The organism is Actinomadura alba (assembly GCF_014323705.1).
Classification (GTDB): Bacteria; Actinomycetota; Actinomycetes; order Streptosporangiales; family Streptosporangiaceae; genus Actinomadura_C; species Actinomadura_C alba.
The window spans coordinates 1-25,679 of the sequence record NZ_JABVEC010000059.1 but is presented as its reverse complement, the minus strand read 5'-3'; the positions used below and the strand labels follow the sequence as shown (position 1 = coordinate 25,679).

21 protein-coding genes, 3 tRNA genes and 2 pseudogenes are annotated in these 25,679 nt (G+C 69.0%); 14 read left to right on the top strand and 12 right to left on the bottom strand.

Going from position 1 to position 25,679, the window contains the following annotated elements; all coding sequences use genetic code 11:
- Nucleotides 1–109 precede the first annotated feature (109 nt).
- The 3 genes from HKK74_RS37615 to HKK74_RS37605 all read left to right on the top strand — a co-directional run bounded on the left by HKK74_RS37615 (nt 110) and on the right by HKK74_RS37605 (nt 2,764).
- Complete coding sequence (locus HKK74_RS37615; RefSeq protein ID WP_187248210.1) at nt 110–961, top strand: metallophosphoesterase family protein; 852 nt, start codon at nt 110–112, stop codon at nt 959–961.
- Nucleotides 958–1,608, top strand: coding sequence for a 4'-phosphopantetheinyl transferase family protein (locus tag HKK74_RS37610; protein ID WP_187248209.1), 651 nt, complete (start codon nt 958–960; stop codon nt 1,606–1,608). Before HKK74_RS37615 ends, HKK74_RS37610 begins: the two co-directional genes overlap by 4 nt.
- Nucleotides 1,609–1,777: 169 nt before the next feature.
- A complete protein-coding gene (locus HKK74_RS37605) occupies nt 1,778–2,764 on the top strand; it encodes an SRPBCC family protein (protein ID WP_312882178.1) in 987 nt (328 codons plus the stop codon).
- 43 nt (nt 2,765–2,807) lie between these two features.
- On the opposite strand, the gene HKK74_RS37600 is transcribed toward HKK74_RS37605, so the two are convergent.
- On the bottom strand, nt 2,808–4,139 hold the full coding sequence (locus tag HKK74_RS37600; RefSeq protein WP_187248208.1) for an MFS transporter: 1,332 nt from the start codon (nt 4,137–4,139) through the stop codon (nt 2,808–2,810).
- Between the two features lie 55 nt (nt 4,140–4,194).
- Here HKK74_RS37600 and HKK74_RS37595 point away from each other — a divergent pair, with 55 nt between their 5' ends.
- Nucleotides 4,195–5,133 carry a ketopantoate reductase family protein gene (locus HKK74_RS37595; protein ID WP_222723219.1) on the top strand — a complete coding sequence of 313 codons (939 nt, stop codon included), beginning with the start codon at nt 4,195–4,197 and terminating at the stop codon, nt 5,131–5,133.
- 35 nt (nt 5,134–5,168) lie between these two features.
- Here HKK74_RS37595 and HKK74_RS37590 read toward each other — a convergent pair whose 3' ends face one another.
- Both HKK74_RS37590 and HKK74_RS37585 read right to left on the bottom strand, forming a co-directional pair.
- The gene (locus HKK74_RS37590; protein WP_187248206.1) at nt 5,169–6,221 is read right to left on the bottom strand and encodes an acyltransferase family protein; all 1,053 of its coding nucleotides are present in this window, start codon (nt 6,219–6,221) and stop codon (nt 5,169–5,171) included.
- Between the two features lie 212 nt (nt 6,222–6,433).
- Nucleotides 6,434–6,874, bottom strand: coding sequence for an Lrp/AsnC family transcriptional regulator (locus tag HKK74_RS37585; protein ID WP_187248205.1), 441 nt, complete (start codon nt 6,872–6,874; stop codon nt 6,434–6,436).
- Between the two features lie 146 nt (nt 6,875–7,020).
- On the opposite strand from HKK74_RS37585, the gene HKK74_RS37580 reads away from it, so the two are divergent.
- The 4 genes from HKK74_RS37580 (at nt 7,021) to HKK74_RS37565 (ending at nt 8,232) form a co-directional block, all read left to right on the top strand.
- Nucleotides 7,021–7,875: a tryptophan 2,3-dioxygenase gene (locus tag HKK74_RS37580; RefSeq protein ID WP_187248204.1), complete on the top strand. Its 855-nt coding sequence runs from the start codon at nt 7,021–7,023 to the stop codon at nt 7,873–7,875.
- Nucleotides 7,876–7,966: 91 nt separating this feature from the next.
- A tRNA-Gly gene (locus HKK74_RS37575) sits at nt 7,967–8,039 on the top strand.
- A gap of 30 nt (nt 8,040–8,069) precedes the next feature.
- A tRNA-Cys gene (locus HKK74_RS37570) sits at nt 8,070–8,140 on the top strand.
- Nucleotides 8,141–8,157: 17 nt separating this feature from the next.
- A tRNA-Val gene (locus tag HKK74_RS37565) sits at nt 8,158–8,232 on the top strand.
- A gap of 250 nt (nt 8,233–8,482) precedes the next feature.
- On the opposite strand, the gene HKK74_RS37560 is transcribed toward HKK74_RS37565, so the two are convergent.
- From HKK74_RS37560 to HKK74_RS37550, 3 genes are all read right to left on the bottom strand, one after another.
- Nucleotides 8,483–9,577, bottom strand: a complete 1,095-nt coding sequence (locus tag HKK74_RS37560) for a tyrosine-type recombinase/integrase (RefSeq protein WP_187248203.1) — start codon at nt 9,575–9,577, stop codon at nt 8,483–8,485.
- Nucleotides 9,578–9,704: 127 nt separating this feature from the next.
- On the bottom strand, nt 9,705–9,947 hold the full coding sequence (locus tag HKK74_RS37555; RefSeq protein ID WP_246492386.1) for a helix-turn-helix domain-containing protein: 243 nt from the start codon (nt 9,945–9,947) through the stop codon (nt 9,705–9,707).
- A gap of 279 nt (nt 9,948–10,226) precedes the next feature.
- Nucleotides 10,227–10,931 (bottom strand): TRM11 family methyltransferase, encoded by a 705-nt coding sequence (locus HKK74_RS37550; RefSeq protein WP_187248202.1) that lies wholly within the window; start codon nt 10,929–10,931, stop codon nt 10,227–10,229.
- Between HKK74_RS37550 and HKK74_RS37545 the strand changes: the two are divergent.
- The 3 genes and pseudogenes from HKK74_RS37545 to HKK74_RS37535 all read left to right on the top strand — a co-directional run.
- Nucleotides 10,924–11,412 (top strand): annotated as a pseudogene (locus HKK74_RS37545) (IS256 family transposase); the annotation flags it as partial. The gene HKK74_RS37550 and the pseudogene HKK74_RS37545 sit on opposite strands and share 8 nt — an antisense overlap.
- A gap of 241 nt (nt 11,413–11,653) precedes the next feature.
- Nucleotides 11,654–12,754: an IS110 family RNA-guided transposase gene (locus HKK74_RS37540; RefSeq protein ID WP_187248201.1), complete on the top strand. Its 1,101-nt coding sequence runs from the start codon at nt 11,654–11,656 to the stop codon at nt 12,752–12,754.
- Nucleotides 12,755–12,770: 16 nt separating this feature from the next.
- A pseudogene (locus tag HKK74_RS37535) lies at nt 12,771–12,920 on the top strand (IS256 family transposase); the annotation flags it as partial.
- A 369-nt stretch (nt 12,921–13,289) separates the two neighbouring features.
- Here HKK74_RS37535 and HKK74_RS37530 read toward each other — a convergent pair.
- From HKK74_RS37530 to HKK74_RS41745, 5 genes are all read right to left on the bottom strand, one after another.
- Complete coding sequence (locus tag HKK74_RS37530) at nt 13,290–13,814, bottom strand: hypothetical protein (protein ID WP_187248200.1); 525 nt, start codon at nt 13,812–13,814, stop codon at nt 13,290–13,292.
- Nucleotides 13,815–13,841: 27 nt separating this feature from the next.
- On the bottom strand, nt 13,842–14,705 hold the full coding sequence (locus tag HKK74_RS37525) for a hypothetical protein (RefSeq protein WP_187248199.1): 864 nt from the start codon (nt 14,703–14,705) through the stop codon (nt 13,842–13,844).
- 179 nt (nt 14,706–14,884) lie between these two features.
- On the bottom strand, nt 14,885–17,572 hold the full coding sequence (locus tag HKK74_RS37520; RefSeq protein WP_187248198.1) for an NACHT domain-containing protein: 2,688 nt from the start codon (nt 17,570–17,572) through the stop codon (nt 14,885–14,887).
- Nucleotides 17,569–18,222, bottom strand: coding sequence for a hypothetical protein (locus tag HKK74_RS37515; RefSeq protein ID WP_187248197.1), 654 nt, complete (start codon nt 18,220–18,222; stop codon nt 17,569–17,571). The genes HKK74_RS37520 and HKK74_RS37515 overlap by 4 nt, the downstream gene beginning before the upstream one ends.
- 51 nt (nt 18,223–18,273) lie before the next feature.
- Nucleotides 18,274–21,978 (bottom strand): nSTAND1 domain-containing NTPase, encoded by a 3,705-nt coding sequence (locus HKK74_RS41745; RefSeq protein ID WP_187248196.1) that lies wholly within the window; start codon nt 21,976–21,978, stop codon nt 18,274–18,276.
- A 293-nt stretch (nt 21,979–22,271) separates the two neighbouring features.
- Between HKK74_RS41745 and HKK74_RS37505 the strand changes: the two genes are divergently transcribed.
- Nucleotides 22,272–23,057 (top strand): AfsR/SARP family transcriptional regulator, encoded by a 786-nt coding sequence (locus tag HKK74_RS37505; protein ID WP_187248195.1) that lies wholly within the window; start codon nt 22,272–22,274, stop codon nt 23,055–23,057.
- Between the two features lie 41 nt (nt 23,058–23,098).
- Here the strand turns inward: HKK74_RS37505 and HKK74_RS37500 are convergent, their stop codons facing one another.
- The gene (locus HKK74_RS37500) at nt 23,099–23,749 is read right to left on the bottom strand and encodes a hypothetical protein (RefSeq protein WP_187248194.1); all 651 of its coding nucleotides are present in this window, start codon (nt 23,747–23,749) and stop codon (nt 23,099–23,101) included.
- Nucleotides 23,750–23,984: 235 nt separating this feature from the next.
- On the opposite strand from HKK74_RS37500, the gene HKK74_RS37495 reads away from it, so the two are divergent.
- Both HKK74_RS37495 and HKK74_RS37490 read left to right on the top strand, forming a co-directional pair.
- The gene (locus HKK74_RS37495; protein ID WP_187248193.1) at nt 23,985–24,950 is read left to right on the top strand and encodes a hypothetical protein; all 966 of its coding nucleotides are present in this window, start codon (nt 23,985–23,987) and stop codon (nt 24,948–24,950) included.
- Nucleotides 24,951–24,994: 44 nt separating this feature from the next.
- Nucleotides 24,995–25,366 carry a peptidase inhibitor family I36 protein gene (locus tag HKK74_RS37490; RefSeq protein WP_187248192.1) on the top strand — a complete coding sequence of 124 codons (372 nt, stop codon included), beginning with the start codon at nt 24,995–24,997 and terminating at the stop codon, nt 25,364–25,366.
- Nucleotides 25,367–25,679 lie beyond the last annotated feature (313 nt).

Below are 25,679 nucleotides of genomic sequence, written 5' to 3'. Positions count from 1 at the left end.
GGAAGGACACGAGGGGACGATATGACCGAGAACGGGGAAGACGACCACCATCCTCCGAACGCCCGTACCGCGACCGGCGGCGACCGGCTCTCCGGCGCGCCACGTGCCCATGGGTGACGGGACGGCGAACCTGTTCGCCATCAGCGACCTGCACGTCGGCCACGAGGAGAACCGCCGGATCGTCGAGGACCTGCGCCCCGAGTCCGACGCCGACTGGCTGCTGGTCGCCGGGGACGTCGGCGAGTTCGTGGCCGACATCGAGTGGGCGCTTCGCACGCTCAGCGAGCGCTTCGCGACCGTCGTGTGGGCACCGGGCAACCACGAACTGTGGACACCGCCGCAGGATCCGGTGCAGCTGAGGGGTGAGGCGCGCTATCACCATCTGGTGCAGTTGTGCCGGCGGCTCGGCATCGTGACCCCGGAGGATCCCTATCCCATCTGGCGGGGCGAAGGCGGACCGGTCGCGGTCGTCCCGTTGTTCCTGCTGTACGACTACACGTACTTCCCGGCCGGAACCGCCACGAAGGAGGCAGCACTGGCGCGGGCGTACGACGCGGGCGTCGTGTGCACCGACGAATTCCTCCTGCACCCCGATCCCTATCCGACCCGCGACGCCTGGAGCCGGGCGCGAGTCGAGACGACCGAGCGGCGGCTCGCCGAGCTCAGCCCGGACCTGCCCACCGTGCTGGTGAGCCACTGGCCGCTCGTGCGCGATCCCACGCGGGTGCTTCACCACCCGGAGTTCGCCCTGTGGTGCGGCACGGAGCGTACGGCGCGGTGGCATGTGAGGTTCCGCGCGACCGCGGCGGTCTACGGCCACCTGCACATCCCGCGGACCATGTGGATCGACGGTGTCCGGTTCGAGGAGGTCTCCGTCGGATATCCGCGGGAGTGGCGACGCCGGGACGGCACACCGGGGAGACTGTGCCGCATACTTCCGACGAAGGCGGGTCCGGAGTGATCGACGAGATCCTGCCGCGCGGCGTCGTGACCGCCGAGGCGTTCGGCGAGGAGCTCTCCCACGCGGAGCTCTTCCCCGAGGAGGAGCAAGTGATCGCACGTTCCGTGGACAAGCGGCGCCATGAGTTCACCGCGGGCCGGGCGTGCGCGCGCCGGGCGCTGGCCGGGCTCGGCGTGCCTCCGGCGCCGCTCCTGCCCGGTGAGCGGGGGGCACCGCGGTGGCCGGCGGGGATCGTCGGATCGATCACCCACTGCGCCGGGTATCGCGCCGCCGCCGTGGCCCGCGCGTCCGAGGTGACCGCCGTCGGGATCGACGCGGAGCCGCACGACCTGCTTCCCGACGGGGTCCTCGATCAGATCGCCACGCCCGGGGAGCTCACGCTCCTGCCGGAGTTGCGGGCCGCCGCGCCGAAGGTCTGCTGGGACCGGTTGCTGTTCAGCGCCAAGGAGTCGATCTACAAGGTCTGGTTTCCGGTCGCCGGGCGCTGGCTCGGTTTCGAGGACGCCGTCGTGACCCCCGATCCGGACGCCGGAGTCTTCACCGCGCGGCTGCTCGTGCCCGCTCCCCCGCCGCTGGCGGGAACGCTGCACGGCCGGTGGATGGTACGGGACGGGCTCGCGTTGACCACCATCACGATCCTGTTCTGACCTGCGTCCGCGCTCTGCGAACGGCTCCTCGTTGAGGCGAGTATGCCTGTGTGGTTATATTACTAACCCGGCAACTGCCTGCCGGGCGGACTCCGTACGGCGTCCCGCGCACGAACGGGTGCGGGACGCCGGACCGGAGCGGCCTCGGCACCATGAGAGAGGACATGCTGTGGGCGACGACCCCGCGACCCTTCGGACGATCGATGGACATCCGGTGGTGAGGCTGGAGCGACGGCTCGCCCACGCGCCCGAGAAGGTGTGGCGGGCCGTCACCGAGCCGGCCGAGATGGCGCACTGGTTCCCCGCCCGCGTCGAGACCGAGCCGAAGGTCGGCGCGGCGATGCGCTTCACCTTCGAGGGCGCGGACGACACCACGGAGGGCGAGATCATCGAGTTCGATCCGCCGAAGGTGTTCGCCTTCCGCTGGAACGGCGACGTGCTGCGGCTCGAGATCGTCCCGGACGGGCCGGGATGCCGCCTCCTGTTCTCCCACGTGCTCAGCGAGGAGACCGGCGGCGCGCTGTCGGCGGGGCGCAACGCCGCCGGCTGGGTGCAGTGCCTGCGGGCACTGACCGCTCGATTGGACGGCGGGCCGCACGAGGCACCGCCGGAGGACATGTTCGACCGGATCGCCGACTACGTCGACCGGTTCGGACTGGCCGAGGGCACGGTGCTCGATCATCCCGAGGGCCACCTGGTGCGCTTCGAGCGCGATCTGGTGTGGCGGCCCGCCGCGCACGTGTGGGCGGCGCTCACCGGGCGGGCGGCCGGCGCGACGGACCAGGACACCGCCGAGGCGGCGCGCGACGACCTTGCCGTGGGCGCTCCCCCACCGCCGGCCGCCACCAACGGCCACGTTCTCGCCGGCCCGATCACGGAGGTCGACCCTCCGAATGTCCTCGAGTACATCTGGCTGCACGATGGGGCTCCGGCCGGGCGGGTCCGCTGCGAGGTGCTGACCGATCCCCGGTCCGGCCACCGGATCGTGATCACCCAGACCGTCCCCTCGGGGCTGGCGGACGTGCTGCCGACCGCGCTCGCCGCGTGGCAGACCTACCTCGAGGCCTTGTTCGCCACCCTGTTCGGATCGTCTCGGTCCCGGCCGGCCGAGCGGACCGGGGAACTCGAGACGATGTACGCGGACCGGCTCGGCTGACGCGCGGCGGCACCCGCTCGCCGGCGGATCGCGTTCTCGCGCGTCACGGTGTCGGGTGCCGCGCGTCGTAGCGCACGAAGCCCGGCCATCGCGTGAGGAGCAGCAGCATCACCGCTACGCACGCCAGGCCGCCGCCGACCACGGCGAACCCCGGCGACGTCAGTTCGGCGACCGTTCCGGAGACGAAGTCCCCCAGCCTCGGGCCCCCGGCCACCACCACGATGAAAATGCCCTGGAGCCTGCCCCGCATCTCGTCCGGTGCGGCGACCTGCAGGATCGTATTGCGGAAGATGCTGCTGATGCTGTCGGCGCACCCCGCCGCCGCGAGGAGCAACAGGCCGAGTCCCAGATACCGTACGAGTCCGAACCCGGCGATGGCGAGCCCCCAGGCGATGACCGCCCACGTGACCGCGAGGCCGTGCCGGTGCACCCGGCCGACCCATCCGGACAGCAGCGCACCGGCCAGTGCGCCCACCGCAGGTGCCGACGTGAGCAGCCCCACCGTCCGGGCGTCGCCGGCGTAGAAGCCCACCGCTATCGCGGGGAAGAGCGCTCGTGGCATGCCAAAGATCATGGCGGCCATGTCGGCCAGGAAGCTCATGCGCAGGTTCGGCCGCTCGCCGAGGAAGCGCAGTCCCTGGAGCACCCTGGCGCGTCTCTCGCGCTCGCCTCCCGGGCGCATCGCGGGCAGCCGCCACATGGCGTACAGCGTGGCGGTGAAGGCCACGGTGTCCACGAAGTACGCCGCCTGGTAGCCCCAGAAGCCGATCAGGATCCCGCCCAGCATCGGCCCGGCAGTGAGGCTGAGATTCATGCTGACGGTGGACAGGGCGTTCGCGGCGGGAAGCTGCTCGGCGGGCACGAGCCGTGGGATCATGGCCGACCTCGCCGGCGTGCTCACCGCGTAGCACATCGCCTGCAGCGCGACGACCACGTAAAGGACGACGACGTGGGGCGAATCCGTCAGCGCCAGTGCCGCCAGGACGGCCGAGAGCAGGGCCAGGCCGAACGAGCCGACGAGACCGAGCTTGCGGCGGTCGACGGTGTCGGCGATCGCGCCGCCGTACAGGCCGAAGACCACGAGCGGCACCAGGGAGCACAGGCCCACCATGCCGGTGGCGAAGGTCGAGCCGGTGAGCGCGTAGACCTGGACCGAGACTGCGACCGCGGTCATCTGCTGGCCGATGGAGGATACGGTGTGACCGAACCACAGACGGCGATAGTCGACGCTCGTCCTCAGTGGCGTGATGTCGGCGAAGGCGGCGCGTGCGACGCCGCTGAACCTGCTGGGAGCGGGTCTGGGGCCGGGCCGCCGTCCGGAGTCGGAACGGTTGGATGAGTCGCCCTCTTTATGGCAGTCCTTACCAAATGGCACCCGGACACGCTATATGACGGGGTTCGCTCAACAGACCGACGACGTTGGAGGACAAGTGCAGTCGACGGACGCGACGATCGCCGTACTCGGCCCCGGTGGTGTCGGCGGGCTGCTCGGCGCTCTCCTGGCGCGCGCCGGCCGGCGGGTGGTGTTCCTGGCCCGCCCGGACACGGCCGCCGCGCTGCGGCGGGACGGCCTCACCGTGCGCAGCCACCGGTACGGCGACTTCACCGTGCCGGTCGACGCGCGCACCGAGCTCGACGAACCGGTCGACGCGTGTCTCATCGCCGTCAAGCAGACGGCGCTCGACCCGGCCCTCACCCGCCTGTCGGCGGACGCGCTCGGCCGGGCTCTGGTGGTGCCGCTGCTCAACGGTGCCGAGCACATGACGGCACTGCGCGAGCGCTACCCCGCGCCCCAGGTGGTCGCCGGCACCATCCGCGTGGAGTCGACCCGGCTCGCCCCGGGCCTCATCGAGCACGTCAGCCCTTTCGCCGCCATCGAACTGGCGAGCCACGCCACACCCCGCGACCGGCTCGACGGGCTCGCCGAGGGGCTCGGCCGGGCGGGGATCGACGTGACAGTGCGCGACGACGAGACCGCCGTCCTCTGGGACAAGCTGTCGTTCCTGGCGTCGCTGGCGCTGCTGACCACCTACGCCGGCACACCCATCGGCGAGGTGCGCGAAAACCGGCGGACGGAGCTGCTGGCCGTGGCGCGTGAGATCGCCACGGTGGCCGGCGCCGCCGGCGGAACGCTCGGCGCCGAGGACGTGGTCGCGGCCCTCGACCGGGTCGACGCGGGGATGAAGTCCTCCATGCTGCGTGACGCGGAGGCCGGCCGGGAGCTCGAGCTCGACGCGATCGGAGGCTCGGTGCTGCGCGCCGCCGAGCGGCACGGTCTCGAGGTGCCCGTCACCGCCGCGCTCGTGGCCGATCTGCGGGATCGGGAAAGCCGACGGTCGTCGTCCGGTTCCCTGCCGTCCTCGGCCTAGTCCCCGATCCGGGTTCACCGCGGGCGAGCGCCGCCTCAGTGCCGGAACGCCCAGTCGAGCCGTGGTTCCACCACCCAGCGGAACACCCGCCGGACCGGTCTGCCGGCGAGCACCGGCGCCAGGGCCGCCCCGAGCACCGTCACGACGGTGAGCGCGCCGACCGCCCCCAGCTCGCGCACAAGGGAGTACCAGCCGGCGTACGTCGCGCCGAGGACGACGAAGCCGTGCAGCAGGTAGACGTACATCGACGCGCTGCCCAGCTCGGTGAACCAGGTCCGCCGGGCGGGCACCAACGCCAGGAACGCCGCCGTCATCACCAGCCCGCAGACCAGCACGACCGCCCGTCCCCCGAACGCGACCAGGGGTGAGACGCCGAGCCGCTCGTCCGGGTAGCGATAGCCCACCCACTCGGGGTCGACGTGCGGCGCGGCCAGGACGGCGGCCACCGCCGCCGCGGCCGCCACCAGCACGGCGGCGACGCGGGCGGGCCGCGTGCGGAGCAGCCGGAAATGGTCCTCGGTGAGCAGCAGGCCGATGACGAAGAAGGGCAGGAATCCGAGCGTCCGGGTCACGACCGGGTCGGGCAGCCGGACCGCCCCCGAGATCAGGGAGATCAGCACGGCGACCGCGAGCGGCCAGCGCAGTTGCTGCCACAGCGGGGTCGACAACCGCCACGCGAACAGCGCGAGCAGGAACCAGGTGAGGTAGTACGGCGACAGCGGGCTCCAGACGAACGGCGCGCCGCCCAGCAAGCTGACGTACAGGGGGTATGCGGCCTCGAAGATGAGATACGGGACGGCCACGCCGACGATCAGTCCACGGACCTTGCCCTGCTTGACCGCGAAGCGCCGCGAGAAGTGGCCCGCGATCACGATGAACAGCGGCATGTGGAACGTGTAGACGAACAGGTGCGCGGTATCGCGGAGCCGCATGCCCCGGAGCGGGCCCCATGCGTGCCCGACCACCACCAGGACGACCGCGAGGAACTTCACGTTGTCAAAGTAGGGATCGCGCGGCCGGTGCGGCGCGTCGCCGGATCTGCGCTCACGTACGGGTAATGGCGGACTGGCCTCGGCGGGAACCGGCATCGCAACCACCTATTCGCGGACATTCGGCTCATAAACGAACATAGTTTTGCGACAGGGAGCCGAGCCGAGGCGTCGGTGAACGCCGGGCGAACATCGAGGCGAGGCCCGTTCAAGGCGCGATTCACGGGAACGGCGGTGAGCGGGCAGCCGTCGGCCGTCTTCACCGGGACGGGCGGCTGGGCGCCGTTTTCACCAGGACGGGCGGCCGGGCATCAGCCCTCGGCCGTGACCGCCGGGCGCCACTCCACCGGGCTGGAGAGCACCAGCATGCTCGACGGCTGCCCGTAATCCGCCAGACGGTCGATGAGGAGCTCGAACTGCGGCATGGTGGGCACCGCCACCAGCAACACGCAGCACGCCGCCCCCGTGACGCGGTGGAGTTGCAGCACCTGCGGCCAGTTGACCACGCCGGGGTCGCGCAGGATGCAGTTCGGCCCGTAACACTGCACCTGCACCAGCGCGGTGACCGGCCGGCCGATCTTGGCGAGATCGACGTGCGCGTGGTAACCGATTATCACGCCGTCCGCCTCGAGCCGCCGCACCCGCTCGGCCACGGCCGGGGAGGACAGCTTGACCCGGCGCGACAGCTCGTTGAACGAGAGCCGCGCGTCGCTCTGCAGCTCCTCCAGCAGCCGACGATCCACCGCGTCCATGGAACCTCCCGATCGAAAAGCAGAGCATGATGATGACGTTTCATATGCTAAGCCGAACTGGACAATCAAGCTGCACTGCCCATTCCGCGCGGGGCTGGACCGTCGCAGAATGGGAGTGATCAACAAACGTCAGCAGGGGGCGCACAATGGGACAGGAACGGCACACCACGATCGCGGCCGACAAGCCGGGCGCACCGAGGCTGTCGTTCGGGCCCGCCGACACCCCGTACGCCGCGTACGCCCACATCGACACGCTGCACCGCCTTCAGGAGCCGCGCAGCGGGGTGTCGGCCGAGATGTCGTTCATCGTGACCACACAGGTCATGGAACTGCTCTTCGGGTTGCTCGAGTACGAGTGGACGCAGGCACGGCAGGAACTTCGCGCCGACGACGTGCCGGGCGCGATCGCGGCGCTGCGTCGCGGGCTCCACGTGCAAGATGTCCTCGTCACCTCATGGGACCTTCTCGCCACGCTCACCCCGGTGGAGTTCAACGCGTTCCGCGATCAGCTGGGCGAGGCGTCCGGGTTCCAGTCCGCCGCCTACCGCAGGCTGGAGTTCCTGATCGGCAACAAGTCCGAGCCGATGCTGCGGCCTCACGCGGGCGTCCCCAAGGCGCACGCCGAACTCTCCGCCGCGCTCCGCACGCCCAGCCTGTACGACGAGGCACTCGCTCTGCTGCACCGGCGCGGCCTGCCGATCCCCGAGGCGAGCCTCGACCGCGACTGGACCTCCCCGTACGACCCGAGCGAGGACGTGGAGAGGGCGTGGCAGACGGTCTACGGCCCGGGCACGGAGCACCGCGACCTGGCCGATCTCGCCGAGGTGCTCCTTGACGTCGCCGAGCGGGTCACGCGGTGGCGGCAACGGCACTATGCCTCGGTGAAACGGGCGATGGGCGCCAAACCCGGCACGGCGGGTTCCAGTGGCCTGGGGTGGCTGCGCCGGGCAATGGATCAAGACGTATTCCCTGAGCTGTGGTCGGCCCGCACCGGCATATGATCACCCGTCGTAGGCGGTGGTCATGCACAAAGAGGTCCCGGATTCCGCTAGAGTTAACGCACCGGGGCGATGCCGGCCCGGGGAACAATATGCGGACGTGGCTCAGCTGGTAGAGCATCACCTTGCCAAGGTGAGGGTCGCGGGTTCGAATCCCGTCGTCCGCTCGGAGAGGCCGGGCAGTGCGGCCTCGCACTGGTGGAGTGGCCGAGAGGCGAGGCAACGGCCTGCAAAGCCGTGTACACGGGTTCAAATCCCGTCTCCACCTCGACTGCTGTCAGTCTCGGGCGATTAGCTCAGTGGGAGAGCGCTACCTTGACACGGTAGAGGTCACTGGTTCAATCCCAGTATCGCCCACCACATCATCCCCAGGTCAGGATCAAGATCCCGACCTGGGGATCTTTGTTTTCCGGGTGGATCGGGAGCAAATCGGGAGCACGCTGCTCCACAGGGCCCCTGACACAACCCAGCTGCGGGTTGTGGTCGGTGGGTCGTGGTCACCGGGAGCAACCGCTCCCGGCCAGGAGCACCACCGGCGATATGGCGGGTTGTGGTCACGGGCGTGAACCCTGCCGGTTGAGGGCGGCCCATCGACGCTGGAGCTTGGTCATCAGGCGTTTGCGCATGATGGGCGTGACGTGGCTGTAGACGCCCTGGATCCCGGGCAGGTGGTGGCCCATCCGCTCGTGCATGAGCACGGGGGGTGGGTCGGCTTCGTCCAGGACGGTCTTGTGGAAGTGCCGCAGCCCGTGGAACACCACGCCGGTGCGGATGGGCGGCCAGTCTCGTCCGGGGTCTCCGTCGCAGCAGGGCCGCCAGAGGCGTCGGTTGACGTTCGACCGCCGCAGCCACGCCCCGCTGGGCCCGCAGAACACCTGCTCATGGTCATGGCTGTCGGCCACCACGTCGAGGAGTTCGGTAAGGAAGCCAGGTAGGTCATACGGCGGGCGGCGGCCTTACTCTTGGGCGGGCCCAGCCACATCTTCCCGCCGACTTCGTGCAGTGCCCCGACGTCGGGGTCGATGAGGAGGTATCCGTCCGCGGTGCGGCAGTTGGGCTTGGCCAGTCCGGTGAGCTCGCCCCACCGCATGCCGGTGAACGCGCCGGTGACGACCATGGCGTAGGCGGTACGCCCACCCAGTTCTCCTGCCCGCTTGGCGATGCCCAAAACCTGCTCGCCGGTGGGAACGGGCTTGTGCCTGGCCTGATGAAGGCTGGGGGCCCGATGATGTGTACGACTGCCTGCCAGTCGCAGGCTCTGGATCGGGTTAGAGGCGATCATCTTCTCCTCAGCCGCGGCCGACATCACCAGGGAGAACAGCGTCACGATGCCGCGGACGGTCGATTCGGCGTAGCGGCCGCGTAGGTCACCAGCCCATTGGATGACCGCCATACGGCGGATCTCCTCCAACCCGACCTGTCCGAACGCGGGCAGGATGTGGTGGTCGAGGTACTGGTCGTATTTCGCTTGGGTACCGGGAGAGACGTGGTGCACGGCCCGCCATTTCGCCGCCCACTCCTCCAGGCTGGTGCGGGAGGCCTTCGGATCGATGAACACACCCCGGCGGGTATCGGTGTCGACCTCTTCCGCGGCATCAAGGGCTTCTCTCTTCGTGCGGTACTTGTCCGGGGTGGTGTGCACCACCCCGGCGGTGTCGCGGTAACGGACCCGAAACCACGGTCCGCGTTTCTCCGCCCAGGCCATGACCATCTCCTTCTCGCTCGTCGGGGTGCACCCCCGACTGGGGCTGCATGGGTAGGGGTCATCAACGCGTGACTCGACGGCAGCGCTCAAGCCCATTTGTGTGACACGACCATCCAGGTGTTGGCCGCTACGCGCGAGGTCGCAGAGCGCGGGGAGTCTGCTCCCCCGCGGTCACGATGGCCTCCAGATCGGCGCGAGAGAACCGAAGATGCTTGCCCACGAACGTGCACGGAACCGCGCGCGCAGCAGCTTTACGCCGCAACCACGATGGCTTCACCCCAAGCAGCTCAGCTGCTTGTTCCGGGGTGTACAGCAGCACCTCAGCCGACACCGCCACACCCGGCCCAACACCCCGAAAGACCGCCTGCATTCTCACTGCAGGCGAATGGTCGGCACCGGCTCTCATCACAAAGAAGCGCGAGGCCCTGGGCGGTGGCCGCGGCACGGACGCCCGCTCCCCGGCCATCACTCGGGGGGTGTGTGACAGCCACGTCCGGCTGGCCTGCCGCCCAGGGCACAGCACATGGACGCTCGACTCGGCTCCGCCGGTCAAGCCCAGCCCCGCCGAAAGCCTTGCTGGACCAGATGCCAGACGCCGGGACCGCTACCCAGCTTTCGATGCCGCCGATGCGCATCGCTACATGCCACATCACCGATCGGCCTGTCGCTGGGGGACTGAGGCGCTCTCCTGGCCTGGGTCGAGTGGACGTCTGAGGACGAGGACTTCTTCGTGGGCGTTGACGTGCAGAGGCAGGCCCGCGGCGCGAGCTTGGCGGGTTTCGTGCATGGCGAAGAACGACGCCCGGGTGACCAACCGGTCGTTTTTGATTCCGCACAGCAGGGCGACCAGCCGCTGCACCGGTTCCAGGCCGGCGTCTTGAGCAGCCGCCCAGACCTGGGCGGGGAAGTCGACCAGGTGTCCGGCTTTGCGGAAGGGGCGGGTGGTGATGGCGACGATGCCGCCGGGCCGCAACAGCGGCAGGCATCCGGCGAGAATGTCGGTGAACCCGCAGACGAGCCGGTCGTGGCTGCCCCGCGAGAGGTTGTGCGGGGTCTTGCCGTAGGTGTGGTTCCGCTTACGGACACCACCCTGCCCGCTGTTGCGGCCGGCGCTGACATGACCGTGGGTGTGATGACCGTACGGGGGTGAGGTCAGCAGCAGCGAAACCTGCCCGGCCACATGAGGGTCGGTGACCAGAGTGCCGGCGTTGCGGGCGTCACCGGTGATGACTCCGCCGGTGCCGATGGCGCCTTGGTAGCGGGCGTGGTCGAGGTTCGCGCGCGCCAAGCCGGCCCAGCGGGGCTCGCATTCGATCCCGATCGCGTTGCGGTCGAGATGGACGTGTCGCGCCATCCTCGGGTTGTGGGCCGGCGATGGCGGTGAGGGAGCCAAGTACTGGCTGCACGTGCTCACCGAGCTGAAGAACCGTGGCGTCACCGACGCGTGCATGGTCGTGTGCGACGGGCTGACCGGCCTGCCGGACGCGGTCGCCACCGTCTGGCCGCAGGCGATCGTGCAGACCTGCATCGTGCACCTGATCCGCGGCAGCTTCCGGTATGCCTCCCGCGCAGACTGGGACGCCATCGCCCGGGCCCTCAAGCCGATCTACACCGCCGCGACCGAGGCCGCAGCCCTGGAACGGTTCTATGAGTTCGCCGAGGCCTGGGGGACCAAGTACCCCGCCATCATCCGGCTCTGGGAGAACGCCTGGTCAGAGTTCGTGCCGTTCCTGAACTTCGACCCCGAGATCCGCAAGGTCATCTGCTCCACCAACGCGATCGAGTCGGTCAACGCCCGCATCCGCCGGGCGGTCAAGGCCCGCGGGCACTTCCCCAACTGTGATGATCGGTTTGTGTCACTTCGGCTTGCTGCCTGACCCGTTCCCTAACTGGCCCTTCGGGTGCCTTGTGTTCGATCTGTCGGCTGTGAGCTCGACGTGGTGCTTGCTGCCGCCGGCCCGGAGCAGGCGTGTCCCGATAGGGGCCTTGCTGCGAACAAGAGCACCGTCACAGTTCTGACCGCTGCTCCGGGCCCGGCGTCGGCCATCACCCCCCTGATACCGATCAAGGAGCCACATGGCCACCTCCAGCATGCCGCAGCACGACCGTGCCGGTCAGCCCGCCAACCTCGGCGAGGCTGTTCTGGGGGTGGACACGCACAAGGACATCCACGTCGCTGCGGTCATCTCTGCCCTCGGTGTGCTGCTGGGCGGCCAGGAGTTCGCTGCCAACGATGCCGGCTACCGGCAGCTGCTGGCCTGGGCCCGGACCTTTGGGCAAGTGGTTCGGGCGGGCGTGGAGGGGACCGGCTCCTACGGGGCGGCGCTGACCCGCGATCTTCAGGCCGAGGGCGTCACGGTCACCGAGGTGAACCGGCCGGACCGGCAGATGCGGCGCAGCCGCGGCAAGACCGACGCCACCGACGCCCACGCCGCTGCTCTCGCGGTGCTGTCCGGACGGGCCACCGCGACCCCCAAGGCCGGCGACGGCCAGGTCGAGCAGATGCGGATCTACAAGGTCGCGAAGGACTCCGCGGTCAAGTCCCGCACCCAGGCCATCAACCAGCTGAAGACGCTGCTGGTCAACGCCGAACCGTGGCTGCGCGCGTCTCTGACCGGGCTGACCAACATCACGCTCGTGGCACGCTGCGCTGAACTCCGCCCCGAGGACCACTCTGGCGTGACTTCCGCCGCCATGCACACCCTGCGGCTACTCGCCCGCCGGATCCAGCACCTCAACGAAGAGATCCGCGACCTGGAGAAGCGCATCACCGACGCCGTCAAAGCCGTCGCCCCGGACCTCCTCGACCAATTCGGGGTCGGCTCCGACTCGGCCGCGATCCTGCTCATCGCCGCAGGCGACAACCCCGAACGCCTCGCAGGTGAAGCCTCCTTCGCCGCGTTGTGCGGCGTCAGCCCCGTCGAGGCCTCCTCGGGCAAGAGCCGACGTCGCAGGCTGAACCGCGGCGGTAACCGGCAGGCCAACGCAGCCCTGTTCCGGGTGATCCTCACCCGGATGCGGTGCGACGAACGCACCCGCGACTACGTCACCCGTCGCACCACCGAAGGCCTCTCCAAACGAGAGATCATGCGCTGCCTCAAGCGCTACCTCGCCCGGACCCTTTTCCGCATCATCCGCCCCGCGATCCCCACCCAGAACGCACCGGCAGCCGCTTGACAAACACAGGGGCATCGAGCAAGCCGCACTCAAATGCGTCTACATGGCCATCATGAGCCTGGACCCGACCGGCAAGGGCCGCAAACGCTGGATGAACCGCTGGAAAGCCGCCCTGAACGCCTTCGAGATCACCTTCGAAGGCCGCCTCGCAGCAGCCCGCCAATAACCCCATCAACCACCTTGGTTACACCGGAAAATTGACAGACCCTCTGAACACCCAGGCCGTCGCCGTACCAGCGATTGGTTCTTAAATGATCTTTCGCTTTCTCAAATGAGATGTCGCCGACTTGTCGTTTACGACATTGTTTGAGATGTGTGATCGGTGTGCTGCCAAACCAGGGGATGTAGCGGGTCCTTGGCATCCTTGCCTCGGGGGATGTGCACGCTCAAGCCCACCGAGGAGCAGGCCATGGCCCATGACATATCTGAAAGGCCCAGGGAATGCTCTGACCGACATTGTCGGGCTACATTCTCGCAGTGAGAGGACGCGAGCCCATGTACGCGGATCGCGTCCTCTCCTGCTGGAGGAGCTTCTCTACTTGCCCCGGGCGGCCTTCCTCCTGGCTGCGGCTTGGAGCAGCCTGGCGCCGTACTCATCGGTCTGCTTGTAGATGATCTGTGGCGCGGTTGGAGCCGGCCACACCTGGATGAGGTAGTCCTCCACCGGTTCGAAGACCACCGCATCGACCGCTGTATCACGGCCTCGAGCATGGACACGGACGCGATAATGCCCGGGGCCATGAGGTGTGAGGACAGGAAAATCCGGTGTGTGGGCCATGACCGCAGCGACGACCATTTGACCGGTGGCGGACTCCAGCGTGACCTCTGCAGCCTCTTCCCATCCAGTGAGATCAACCGGTGGGGCCTGATCATGAACTTCGACTGTGAGTCGTACGTCGCCTTGGGCGATGCCGGTTTGAACCGCTGCAAAACCAGGTTCCACCGCGACGAGGCTATTCTCATAGTCGAAGCCCTGGGGCTGTAGTCGGTGTTCGGTCAGGAAGAACATGTGATAGTCCACCACCATGTTCTCATGGGCGGTCATTTGTGATTCGCTCATAGGCGCCATGGTATCTTGCGGCCACCTCTATGGAAGGATTTCCACAAAGAATTCGTCCCCGTCGAGGACCCGCTCCGGTACGTAGAGAGTGTTATTGAGGGCATTGCCGCCCTGCTGGTTCTGCCATGAGTCGATCATGCAGACGCTGTAGCCGTCTGGGCCAGTGAGGCTAGGTTCGTTGATCTCGCAGCCGTCGAATGTCCGTGCGGGCCACGGCTGCATCGGGCCATTCGGATAGCCGGGATTTCCCGTGTATGCGCCCTGTTTTGTGGAGCGGAAGGGGTATTCATCACAGTCGTGATTCTCTGGCCGCGGGTATCCGCCGCTCGCTGCCTGGGGGCACGCGGTGTCGCCGTTCTTTTTCTGCATAGGTTGGTCGATGAGGCGGTTAAGTGGCGTGCCGCCAGGAGCGCCAGGAAGGCCGGACTCTTGCGCCTTCTTGATATGGGCGGCCAGTTGAGGGTAGGGGCCGGTCAGGCTGTAGTCCATAGCCGGTCTGTACTGCCGGAAGACGCAGCCTGTGGTCTGAGGGAATTGTGGAACGGCGGTGTCGCAACGCACCTGCGGTCCGCGAGCCGTGCGCGTATGGCTGAGAGCTCCTGATTTGCCGAATGTAAAATTGAGGGTGGTGTCGATATAGCCTATCGCGTCGATGGCGGTTGCGGTGGTGCCGAAGTTCCTGATGCCTTCGGCGACGTCGTCACGCGTCAGCGTCTGAAGCGGATAATTCTGAGTGCCATAAGTGCACCAACCCACGCAAGAGAATCCCCCGGCCACCGTCGCCCCTTCGGCCTCACCCTCCAAGAGGAACGGTTGGATCACTTGCTGATGCTGGAACACCGGATTATTGGGATTGATGGCAACAAGATCGGCTTGAACGAACCGAATCATACCTATTTCAAAAGCGCGCCTTCGGCGTCTCGTCCATGGCTCGATCGTCGCACCGAAACCTGACAGCTCGCGTCAAGCTTTTCACAAAGACGGCATTGTCGCGCGCAAGACGGCATCTTGAGTCGAAGAAGGCCCAAGCGGAGATCGGTGGTTTCGTATGTCGCCGCATCGGCGATGGTTCATGATTGCAGACGTCCAGCGACCTCAGCCGCCGTCGGGCCCTCGGATGGTGTCAGGAAGTCCTGGAGTTCGCGGTGCCGGAACTGGTAAGTGGCGCCGCTGACGCGCAGCAACCGGGCCTCGCAGGCCCAGTCGAGAAAAGTCCACAGCCGCAGGGGGAGCAGACCGCGGGCGGCTGCGACCACCAAGCCGATCATGGTGCGGCACCAGGCGATCGCGCCGAAGGCCAAGCCGAAGTTCACGCCGCCGATGAGCGCGCACGCCAGCGACTGGATGACGCCCTGGTTCATGACGAACACGAGAAAGGCGGCGACGCCGCCGGTGAGGCCGAAGGCCACTCCGATCGTCGGGTTGCGGTGGAGGGCCTCTCGCGGGTGAGCCAGTTCCGCGTCCTTGCTCCAGCCGCCCGTCGCGACCTTGAAGACGACCCCGAGCGCGAACGCCAGGGCGAAGGCCCCCAGGCCCCCGACGGCCAGTGGCATCGGACCGGCGTGGGCGAGCCGCAGCGGCGGCAGCCCGGTGAGCGCGCCGCAGAGTCCGAAGCCCAGCAGGGTGACGGGTTCGGCACGAACCGCCGCGGAAATGGTCATGCGCTCGGCTCCCCGCCGCCCGGAGGCCGTCAGCCCGATGAGCGCTCCGAAGACCATGCCCCCGGCCGCCCCTGCGGCGGTGGCGAAAACGGGACCGAAGACCCTGCCGTCCGTCAGGACGAACCCGGCCATCCCGCCGAGCACGCCGACCGGTCCGCCGACCACAGCTCCCAGCAGCCCGCCGGCCATGCGTCGCCGGAGAGGGACGTTCGCCCGCCCACCGGCTGCGGCCGGCCACGACGACAGCGACAGGCCGGTGGCGATGCCCACCCAGCCCGCCATGAGCGCCAAGGTGAGCGCCTCTTCGACGTCGAGTCCGTCGCGCAGGTCTCCGGGATCATCGACTGCGGAACCCGTCCAGAACGCCAGCATCGCGACGACCGCGAACACCACGCAGCACAGGTAGTGCAGCACCCGGACCCGGCGCCGGCCGCCGATCGGCCACAGCAGGTGCGGCACGATGTCGATGGCCGTGAGGCCGGGCGGCGGCCGATCCGTCTCAGCGGCGTGGGCGGCCTGCCATTGCAGGTGGGCGGCCAGGCGGACGAGCCATGACCGCACCTGTACGGGTTGGTACGGAGTGCCGTAGGCGGTGCGCGGCGTGAGCTCGGTCGCCGCCGGCACGTACGTGCCGAGCAGCCCGCGGGCGATGCGGGCGGCCGCCTCGCCCGGCTCGGCGTACGGGTCGGCCCGGAGCAGTTCGGCCGGGTCGGCGCCGGACTCCACGGCGGTCGCCGTCAGCAGCAGCCGCCACGGCGTGGCGAGGGCGGCGTGGACGGCCGGCCCTGACGGTCCGGACAGTGCCTCCTCGATGCCGTCGCGGTGCGTACCGCGAGGATGGCCGTCCGGCCAGCGGGCGTGCAGGTATGCGCTGATGTGTTCGACGGTCAGGTCGTGAAGATGGATCCGGGCGGCGTTGTCGAGCCCGACCCGGGCGTCGGACAGCTCGGCGTACCGGTCGGACCGGCAGGTCACGACGACCGCCCCAGGCCGCCGGCCGGACAGGTCGCTGTACCGGTTGAGCTCCGCCAGCAGGCCGATCGCCCGGCGGGGCGGGCCCGTGGACGGCCCGGGGTCCAACTCGTCCAGGCCGTCCACCACCGGCAGCACCCGGCGGTCCCGCACCAGCCGCGCCGCGTCTTTGGCGGCGAGCCCGAAGTCCTGCACCAGTTGCTCGGCCAGCCAGGTCTCGAACGGGCTGCCAAGGGTCCATCGGGCCGCGTTCAGGCGTACCGGCACCATGGGCCGGCCACCGGGTCGCTCGTCGGCGGTCACGAGGGGTTCGACGAGCCGCAGCACCAGTTCGATGGCGAGCACCGTCTTGCCCGCCCCAGACTCTCCCACGACCAGCAGCCGCTGCGGGCGCAGGCCGCCGAAGAACCGGCCGACCGAGTGCAGGTCGCCCTTCACCTCACCCGTCGCGTCGTCGGGGCGGATCGGGTCCGCGTGCGTGCCGAAGGCGACCGGCGCGATGCTGTAGCCGCCGAGCAGCCCCTTACGCGTTCTGTCCTCCTCCCGCGCCACTCGCCGTGCCAGAAGTTCGAAGGCATGGTCCGGGCCGGGACGACCGGTGGTGTCCGCCGCGACCCCCGCCACGGCTGCTGCGGTCGCTTGCGCCGTACCTGCCACGGTGCCTGCGACCGATGTCTCGGACAGAACCTCCGCCGCGGCTGCCACCGGGGTCTCCGCCAGTGGCTCCGGCGCGGCCGCCGGTGACGTCGGCTCCTCGGTGTCCGGTGGGGGCGACACAGGGGTGACCGACCGGGCCAGCGCGCTCCTGGCCGCCCGCCAGCGTTCGAGCTCACCGGGGATCTGCTCGGCCGGATAGTCGCCGTAGCGAAGGCAGGCGGTGACGAAGGCCTTGACGAAATCCCATCGGGGTAGCTTGTCGGTCTGCCGCAGGACATGGGAGGTCGTGCTCTTGGGCAACGTGTCGACGGCGGCGCCGTCCGGGGTCACCGTCTGGCCGCCGAGTGATCGGAGCCTGCTGAGCGGTGGCTCCCCGGCCCACCGTCTGAGCCGCACCAGTGATCGGACGAAGTCCGCCGCGGTGCCCGCGGCGGTGGGACCGGGCGGCCGGGACCGGTTCGCGGTCATCGGCGCGCCGTCCTCACCAGCGACCAAGTGAACGTCGCCCTCCCGCGCCGAGGCCACCGGCCGTCCAGGCAGGTGCCCTCCAGCGTCTGGACATGACGTGACTCCATCAGGAAGTTGCGCGCCTCGTCGGACTCGACCAGGTCCCGGCCGACCGCGATGGGAACGAACCCGTGCCGGGGGATGTAGACCCATCGGCCGCGGTCCCAGTCATAGGGATCGAACCAGTGGTGGCGGACCGTGCCGGACACCCGCACCTGTCGGCCGGCCCGGGTCAGGACGAACGAGCCCCGCGACCGCAGCACGCTCATCCGGCTGACATAGAACAGCTCCGTTCCGATGAACGCGTTGATCCGCGCGTCCCAGTGGTCGTTCATCCACTTCGAGGAGCCGTCGGGGATCAGCTTTGCCTCTCGCGCGAGCCGCCGTTCGAACCGGCGCTGATTCTTGCGCTCGGCTTTCTTGATGACTCTGAACGAGCGCAGCCAGCGCGGCAACATCGTCCTGGAGGCACCGGCGCCGTCCATGAAATGGTCCAGGAAGTCGGCCGCGATCGGGTGGATCTCCCGGCTGTCGGCGACGATCGAGCGGAAGAGTGTGGCCAGCTCCTGGGCAGGCCTGCCCGTCCGCCGCCGGAAACCTCGAAGGAACATCCTCGCTTCGTCCGTCCGTAAGGGGCTTCGTTCTCACCGGCCGGTGTGCAGTCACTGACATATTCGCCGAAAGTTCTCTTGCGGCACATAGCGCTCCCACTCGGCACGGGTGAAAGAACGGCCCGCGTTGGCGCATGCCGTCGCGACCGGGTCGGCGGTCAGGGCGACGTTCCACAGCCTCGCGGTGCCGTCGTTGCTCACCGTGGCGACGGTGGCTCCGTCGGGGCTGTAGGCGATCCCGGTGACGGTGCCGGTATGGCCGGTCAGCGGAGCCCCGATCTGACGGTGGGTCGGCAGATCCCACAGTCGTACGGTCTCGTCGTCGGAGCCTGTGACGAGAGCCTTGCCGTCCGGGCTGAACGCGATCGCGGTGATCCCGCCCGTATGGCCGGTGAGGGCCCCGATCTCGCGGTGACCCGCCATGTCCCAGAGGCGCGCGGTGCCGTTGGCCCCCGTGGTGGCCAGGATCTTGCCGTCAGGGCTGAATGCCAGGTCATCGGTAGGACCGCCGTCGGTGGCGGCGAACAGGGGGACCCCGGTCTGGCGGCGGGTGGCCACGTCGAAAAGTCGCACGGTACGGTCATGGCCCGCGGTGGCCAAGGTGGCGCCGTCGGGGCTGAACTCCATCGCCGGGATGGAGTCGGTGTGGCCGGGCACGGTGATGCGGGACCCGCTCTCCCGGCTGCCCGCGACGTCCCAGAACCCGATGGAACGATCACGCGGAACCGCGAGGAACCTGCCGTCGGGGTTGAACTCCACGTGCCAGTTGTCCTTGTCCGAGTAAACGGGAGAGCCGATCTGACGGTGGGTCGCGGTGTCCCACAGCCGAATGGCACCGCCGACGGACGCTGTGGTGAGCGTCCTCCCATCGGCGCTGAATCTGATGTCGTACACAGCGCCGGCGTTCCCGGACGCCGGGCCGTCCGCGGGCCGCAGGAGACGACCGACCTCACGTTGGGTGGCCACATTCCAGAGCCGGACCGCGCGATCGGCGTCCCTGGAACCAGGAGCAACCGCCGGACCGGGGGCGGCCAGCATCTTTCCGTCCGGGCTGAACACGACATCGGACAGTGCGGGCATCACGGCGCCGACCTGCCGGTGGGTCACCGGGTCCCACAGGCGCACCACGCCGTCCTCACCGGCGCCCGCGAGGATCGTGCCGGCGGGGCTGAACGCCACTCTTCGGGCAGGTAGCCGTTCAGCGGCGAGTGCGGAACCCACAGGCCGGCGGCCGGCGGTGTCCCATAGCCGGGTGAAGCCATCGGCTGCGGCGGTGGCGAGCCTCTTCCCGTCCGGGCTGAAGGCGATCCCGTGGAAACCGCGGTCATTGCCCGGCTCTCGCAAAGCGCCGCCGATCTCGTCATGCGTGGCGAGATTCCACAGCCGGGCGGTCCCGTCCGTGCTCGCCGTCGCCAGAATCGTCCCATCCGGGCTGATGGAGACGTCATGAATGTCGTCGGTGTGTCCGGCGAACACTCCGACCTGACGGTGTGTGGCGGTGTCCCAGAGCCGTGCGGTGTTGTCGGAGCCGGCAGTGGCCAGACGTTTCCCGTCCGGGGTGAACGCCACCGCGTTGACGGCCCTCCGGCCGTCCCGGCGGTAGGGGCGGCCGATGGTGTCCCCACGCTGGCGGCGGGTGGCAACGTCCCACAGCCGGATGGTTCCCTCGTAACTCGGGGTCGCGAGAGTCCTTCCGTCCGGGCTGAACGCCATCGCCAGCACCGCGTCCTTGGTGTCCAGCGGCATGCCCAAGGGCCGGTGAGTGGCGACATCCCAGAATCGGACGGTGGTGAAGCAGGACGTGGCCAAGACCTTTCCATCGGGGCTGAAGGCCGCGTTGACGCCCACAGAACACCCCGGATCCGAAAGGGCGATCGGGGCGCCGCGCTGCCGGCGCGACGCCGTGTCCCACAACCGCACGGCCCCATCGCTGCTCGCCGTGGCCATGATCGAGCCATCGGGGCTGAACACCAGTTCGGTGACGGGTCTGTCGTGTCCGAAGAGCACCGCCCGGTCGGGGCGTGTCGCCACGTCGAGCATGCGGTGGCGGGCCTCGGCCGTGGGAGCGACCCGCCATGCCGCCACGGCCAGCAGTGCGGAGACCGTCGGGTCGCCGGCGACCTCGCTCTGCGCCGCCAGCTGGCGTGAGACCGCCAGGCTCCGTTGGCGCTCGGCGTCGTTCGCCGCGTTGATGGCGGCGCCGGCGGCGATGAGGGCGAGGACCGACAGCACCGCGAGGCCCGTCATGATGAGACCGCGGAAGCGGCCGGCACGTCGTGCCGCCCGCGTCGACGCCGCGATGAAGCCCTCCGCGGTGGGACCGGGCGGTGGAAAGCTGTCGGGGTCGCGGTCCCAGCGGGGTCGGGTGTCCTGGACCGACAGCAGCCGGGCGCCCCGGTAGAGGAAGGCGGGGTCGCGGTGGTGCTCGGACCACTGTGCGGCGTCCTCGATGAGCCCGTCGTACACGGTCTGCGCGGTCAGGTCGGGTTCGAGCCACTGCCGGAGAGCCGGCCAGGCGGTCAGGAGCGCATCATGGGCGATCTCAACGGTGTCCTCGTGCAGGGTGAGCAGACGCTGTGCGGCGAACGCGGAGAGCAGCGCGTCGACCAGGGCTCGCGACTCCGCCGAGTTCGCGGACGCGGCGGCGTGGATCTCGGCGAGCGTTGCCCTGCGCCGCGCGACCCGGCCGCCCCCGGTGATCAAGGTCATTCGCCGGAAGAGCTTGAGCGCGGTCTTGCGGTCCTGCCCGGGCAGCCGCTGGAGGACCTCGTCGGCCGTGCGCCGCACGGAGTCGCGGACCCGGCCGGACTCCTCGTAACCCCGGATGGTGAGGCGGCCGTTCTCGCGCCTGTCCCAGGTGTTGCGCAAAGCCTGCGACAGCAGGGGCAGGGCTCCTGTCTCGTACGTATCGCCGGCTGCCAGGTCGGCGTGCAGCTCGCCCAGGACGGTCTCGACGAGGCCAGGCTCGATCTCCAGGCCCACCGCGGCCGCCGGGCCGGTGACGGCCAGCCGGAGATCCGACTCGGTCATCGGCTCGACGATGACCTGGCCGTCCTGGATGGCCTCGGCGAACTGCGCATATGCCGCACACCGGTCCCAGTAGTCCGCGCGCAGTCCGATGATCACTGCGGCGGCCGGGGCGCCGTCGGCCATGGCGTGCAGTGCCCGTACGAACGCCTGGCGCTCCTGCTCGTCGGTCACCAGGGTGAACAGTTCCTCGAACTGATCGATGACCAGTACGAGCCGGCCGACCGGCGACAGCGCCTCGGACAGCGCCCGCCGCGGATCGCCGCGCAGCTGCTCATGGACCGTCTCGACGTCCCCGCCGTACGTCTCGGTCCAGGCCTCCGCCAGTGCCCGCAGCGGCCTCGCGGTCGGCGTGATGAGCAGGCGCGGCCAGGACCGCGAACCGGCGATCGGCAGCATCCCCTCGGCGAGCGCGGGCATCAACCCCGCCCGTAGCAGTGACGACTTGCCCACACCCGAGGCACCCGAGACCAGCAGGACAGCCCCCTGCCCTTCCAGGCGTGGCGTGAGGCGCTCGAGGAGGTTGCGGGTCGCCCGCGTACGTCCGAAGAAGAACTCGGATCTCTCGGTCTCGAACGGCGCCAGCCCTTGGTACGGGCACACCTCGTCGCCATCTCCGGACGCCAGTGCCAGGGCGCCGTCGTTCCCCGGCGGTCGGAGCCCTCCCGGCGCCTGCGACCGCACCAGTGCCCGCGACCGGCGCTCGGCACCCTCGTCCACGTCCCCCACGGCGTTCATTCTGACCAATCGCGGCCGAGCCGTGAAGGGCAACCGGTTTCGGCCGACCCTGGTGGTGGCGGACGGCAATTCGGGGTCGCCACTGGTCACGCCATCATCCGCCCGCTTTCAGATCGTCCGATTCCGTTCGCTTTCGTCCAACCGCTTGTCGGACCACCGGGAGCGCGCCTTCGATGTACGTGCGGATCTCGCTGGCGGGGCCGGTGAAAGGACGGGGTGCCGGCCGGCGATGGGCACCAGGCACAGATCTCGGGGGCGATGTGAACACACGGAGCGGGGAATCGATGGCCACGTCCCGCGGTGGCCCGACCAAGGCGGCGCGGGGGGTCCTCTCCATCCGGCTGCTCGGTCCCCTGGACCTGTCGGTGGACGAACTCCCGGTAGCGGTGACGGCGGGCCGGCTGCGAGTCCTGCTGGCGGTGCTCGCGCTGTCGGCCGGCCGGGTCGTGCCGGTCGATCGGCTGGCCACGGCACTGTGGGCGGATGAGGTCCCACCCGGCAACCCCCGCCGCAGCGTGCAGACCTACATGGCGCGGCTGCGGAGCGCGCTCGGCGCCGAGTCGATCGGTTCGGCGCCCACGGGCTATGTCCTGCATGCCGATCCCGAAAACGTCGACGCCCTGCGCTTCGTCAGGCTGCTGAGGGCCGCCTCCGCGGCGTCGGACACAGTGGAGGAACGGGCGCGGGTCGCGGAGGCGCTGGATCTGTGGCGCGGGAGGCCGTTCGAGGATGTGCCCTCCACCTGGCTAGAGGAATCGCAGACACCATGGCTGCTCGAAAGCTACCTCGCCGCAGTCGAGTGGCGGCTCGACCTGGACATCTCCGCCGGCCGGCACGGGGAACTGGTGGTGGAGCTCAGTGAGCTGACCGCACGGTATCCGTTGCGGGAGCCGTTGTGGGCGCGGCTGCTCATCGCCCTCGACCGGTCCGGCCGCCGGGCCGATGCGCTGACGCGGTACGAGATCGTTCGAGCACGGATCGCCGCCGACCTCGGGGTGGATCCCGATCCGACCTTGCAGCGGATTCATGCGGACCTGCTGGCAAGGAGGTCACCGAGCCTGGTGGGCTAGCCGGGGTGTCTCACTTCCCGGCCGCCCTGCCCACCGGACGCCTATACCAAGATGACGTGGCCTGTCCGCAGCGCATCGACGTATTTCCTGGCCTTCTCGAGGCTCATACCGGTGTCCGAGCGGACCTGGGTGATCGCTTCGATCCGCTTGCCGTCAGCGATCAGGCGAAGGACGGGTGGAGAGGGCGTCTTGGACACGATCTCGTGGATCACGAGCTCGTCCTTCTCGAGGGAGGTTGGGTGGAGAACATCGTCCTCATAGAAGCGCATGTGCAGGCTGAGATCGAACATCCGGTCGTTGACCCGTTCACTCAGCCACCGGATCAGCTCGGTCGGCCCCTGGAACTCCGCGGCGTGGATCTCCTGGCGTGAGGTCAGCGCCCAGCCCGGGCGGGCAGGGCCTTCACGACGCGCCAGCTCTGAGAAGAGCACTCCGCCGATCCTGTGGGCCGGCCCGCGCTCCGCCAGCGCTGGAAGACGCAGAGTCTCCCAATAGCCCTCCCCACTGTCAGCAACCTGGGGGTCGTCGTAGTCGTCGACGAACACCTCGGGAAAGCCGGTCACGATAGTGAACGCCTCAGGCTCTGGCCCAAGCCCGAGATGCCAGCGAAGCTCGGCCACCTCGGCCTCCGAGAGGTCATCCGGGAGATCAGCAGTCACCAGCAACTCATACAGATCGGCCACGCCGAGCACCCTAGCGATCCTTGGCCGCTCGGCGTGACAGGCACATCCCGTCGGAGAGTGTCAGGAAGCCGAGCCCGCCGTCACCGACGTGACGGCGGGCTCGCTCGTATATCCGTCCTGAGCAGCGGTGAAGCTCTTCTGAAGCTGGTGTGAATGCGGCGGTTGCGACGATGGCTCAGCGATCAGCCCGCCGCGCAGGCGAACGCGATCGCGCCGGTGACACCGACGTTCAGGAGTACTTCGCATGACTCGACAGCCCCGGCACGATCCCGAGCCTTCAAGCGAGGCGACCGGTACCCGGGACAGGGGTGTGAGGCTGCGCCGCCTGACGGTCGCCGCCGCCGCCGGAATCGCCCTCGGCGTTATGGCCGGGTGGGTGGTCGCCGGCAACGGAACAGGTGCCGCCGAGGATGCACCGTCCGCCGGCGACCGGCCGGTGGCCGCCACCGATGACGAGCTGCTCCACCGGGCCTCGGAGCGGCTGATCGCCCGCTGCATGGCCCGGCACGGCTTCGCGTACGCCGAGCAGCCGCCGCCTTCGTCGACGGAGCCGGACTTCCGCTACGTGCTCGACGATGTCGGGTGGGCCCGCAAGCACGGGTACGGAACCCTGCTCGGCAGACCCGGCGCGGGGGGCAAGGACGCCAACGTCGGCAACCTGGAGAAGCTGACACCTGAGCGGCAGAACGCCTGGCACCGGACGCTCATGGGATCCGGACGTCAGCTTGTCGTGGACCTTCCCCGCATGGGCCGGCTCTCGGCGCCCGACAACGGCTGCACCGCCGAAGCGCGACGCACCCTCTACGGCGATCTCGCCGGCTGGTACCGCGTGCGGCGGACCGTCGACCACTTCGACAGCTATGTCGACGACAAGGTGATCGCAACGTCCGAGTACCGGACCGGGCTCGCCGCTTGGGTGACGTGTGTGCGCAAGCGCGGGTATGCCGCGTCCACCCCGAGGGAACTGCGCCGCCTTGTCGCCCCCGCGTCACCGGAGTCCGCCGGCGAGCAGGCCCAGCCGCAAGAGATCGCCGCGGCCGTGACCGAGGCCGAGTGCGCCACCTCCGCCAGGTTCTCCCAAACCAGCGGTGCCCTGGAGCGGAGGTACCGACCGGAGATCGAGAGGAGGTTCGCGCGCGAGCTCGACGCACTGAAGTCCTTCGAGCTCAAGGCCATCCCCCGGGCCAGGCGGGTCCTGGCCGACGCCTAGCACCACAGCACCGTACGACCGGACACAACAGAAAGGACACCCTCATGATCAAGACTCTCAAGGCAATGGCCATCGGCCTGCCCATCGTGGCGGCGGCACTTATGGCCGCCCCGGGCACCGCCAACGCCGGCCTGAACGATTGCCCCACCGACAATTTCTGCGCCTGGATCAACGACGGATTCTCGGGCGCCATGCGCAACTGGACCGGGAACTCCTCGAACTGGGGGACGATGGGCGACAACGCCGAGTCCATGTACAACCGCCGCGCGAGCAGCGCCACCCGTGTCGACAACGTCGTGACCTACCTCAACGTCAACTACTCGGACCGCGGTGTCTGCGTCAACCCCGGAGAGACCTACGACCTCGGGATGAACGACAACGACTACAGCTCCCACGAGTGGGTCCACAGCTGCTGACAGACCTCCACTTTCACGTGAGAACTGAGCAGGGTGACCGTCCGCGGCGGCGGCCACGGTTTCGAGAACCTTCTCGTCGCCGCCGTGGAGTTGGTCATCGACACGTCCGAAATCACAGCCGTCCGGCCTGTGTATGGGGGTGGCCGGTGGGCGGGTGCTCCGTCAGGTCATGCGTCTCCGTGCGTCCGCCGGGTGCGCCGTCACGGATGTGAAATTGCAGTTCAGAGGCGAGGCGTCGGCGATGTGCAGACGCCTCGCCTCTGCCTGCTCCAGGCAGTTTGTTGCGTCCTCCTATACGGCCGACTGGCGAAGC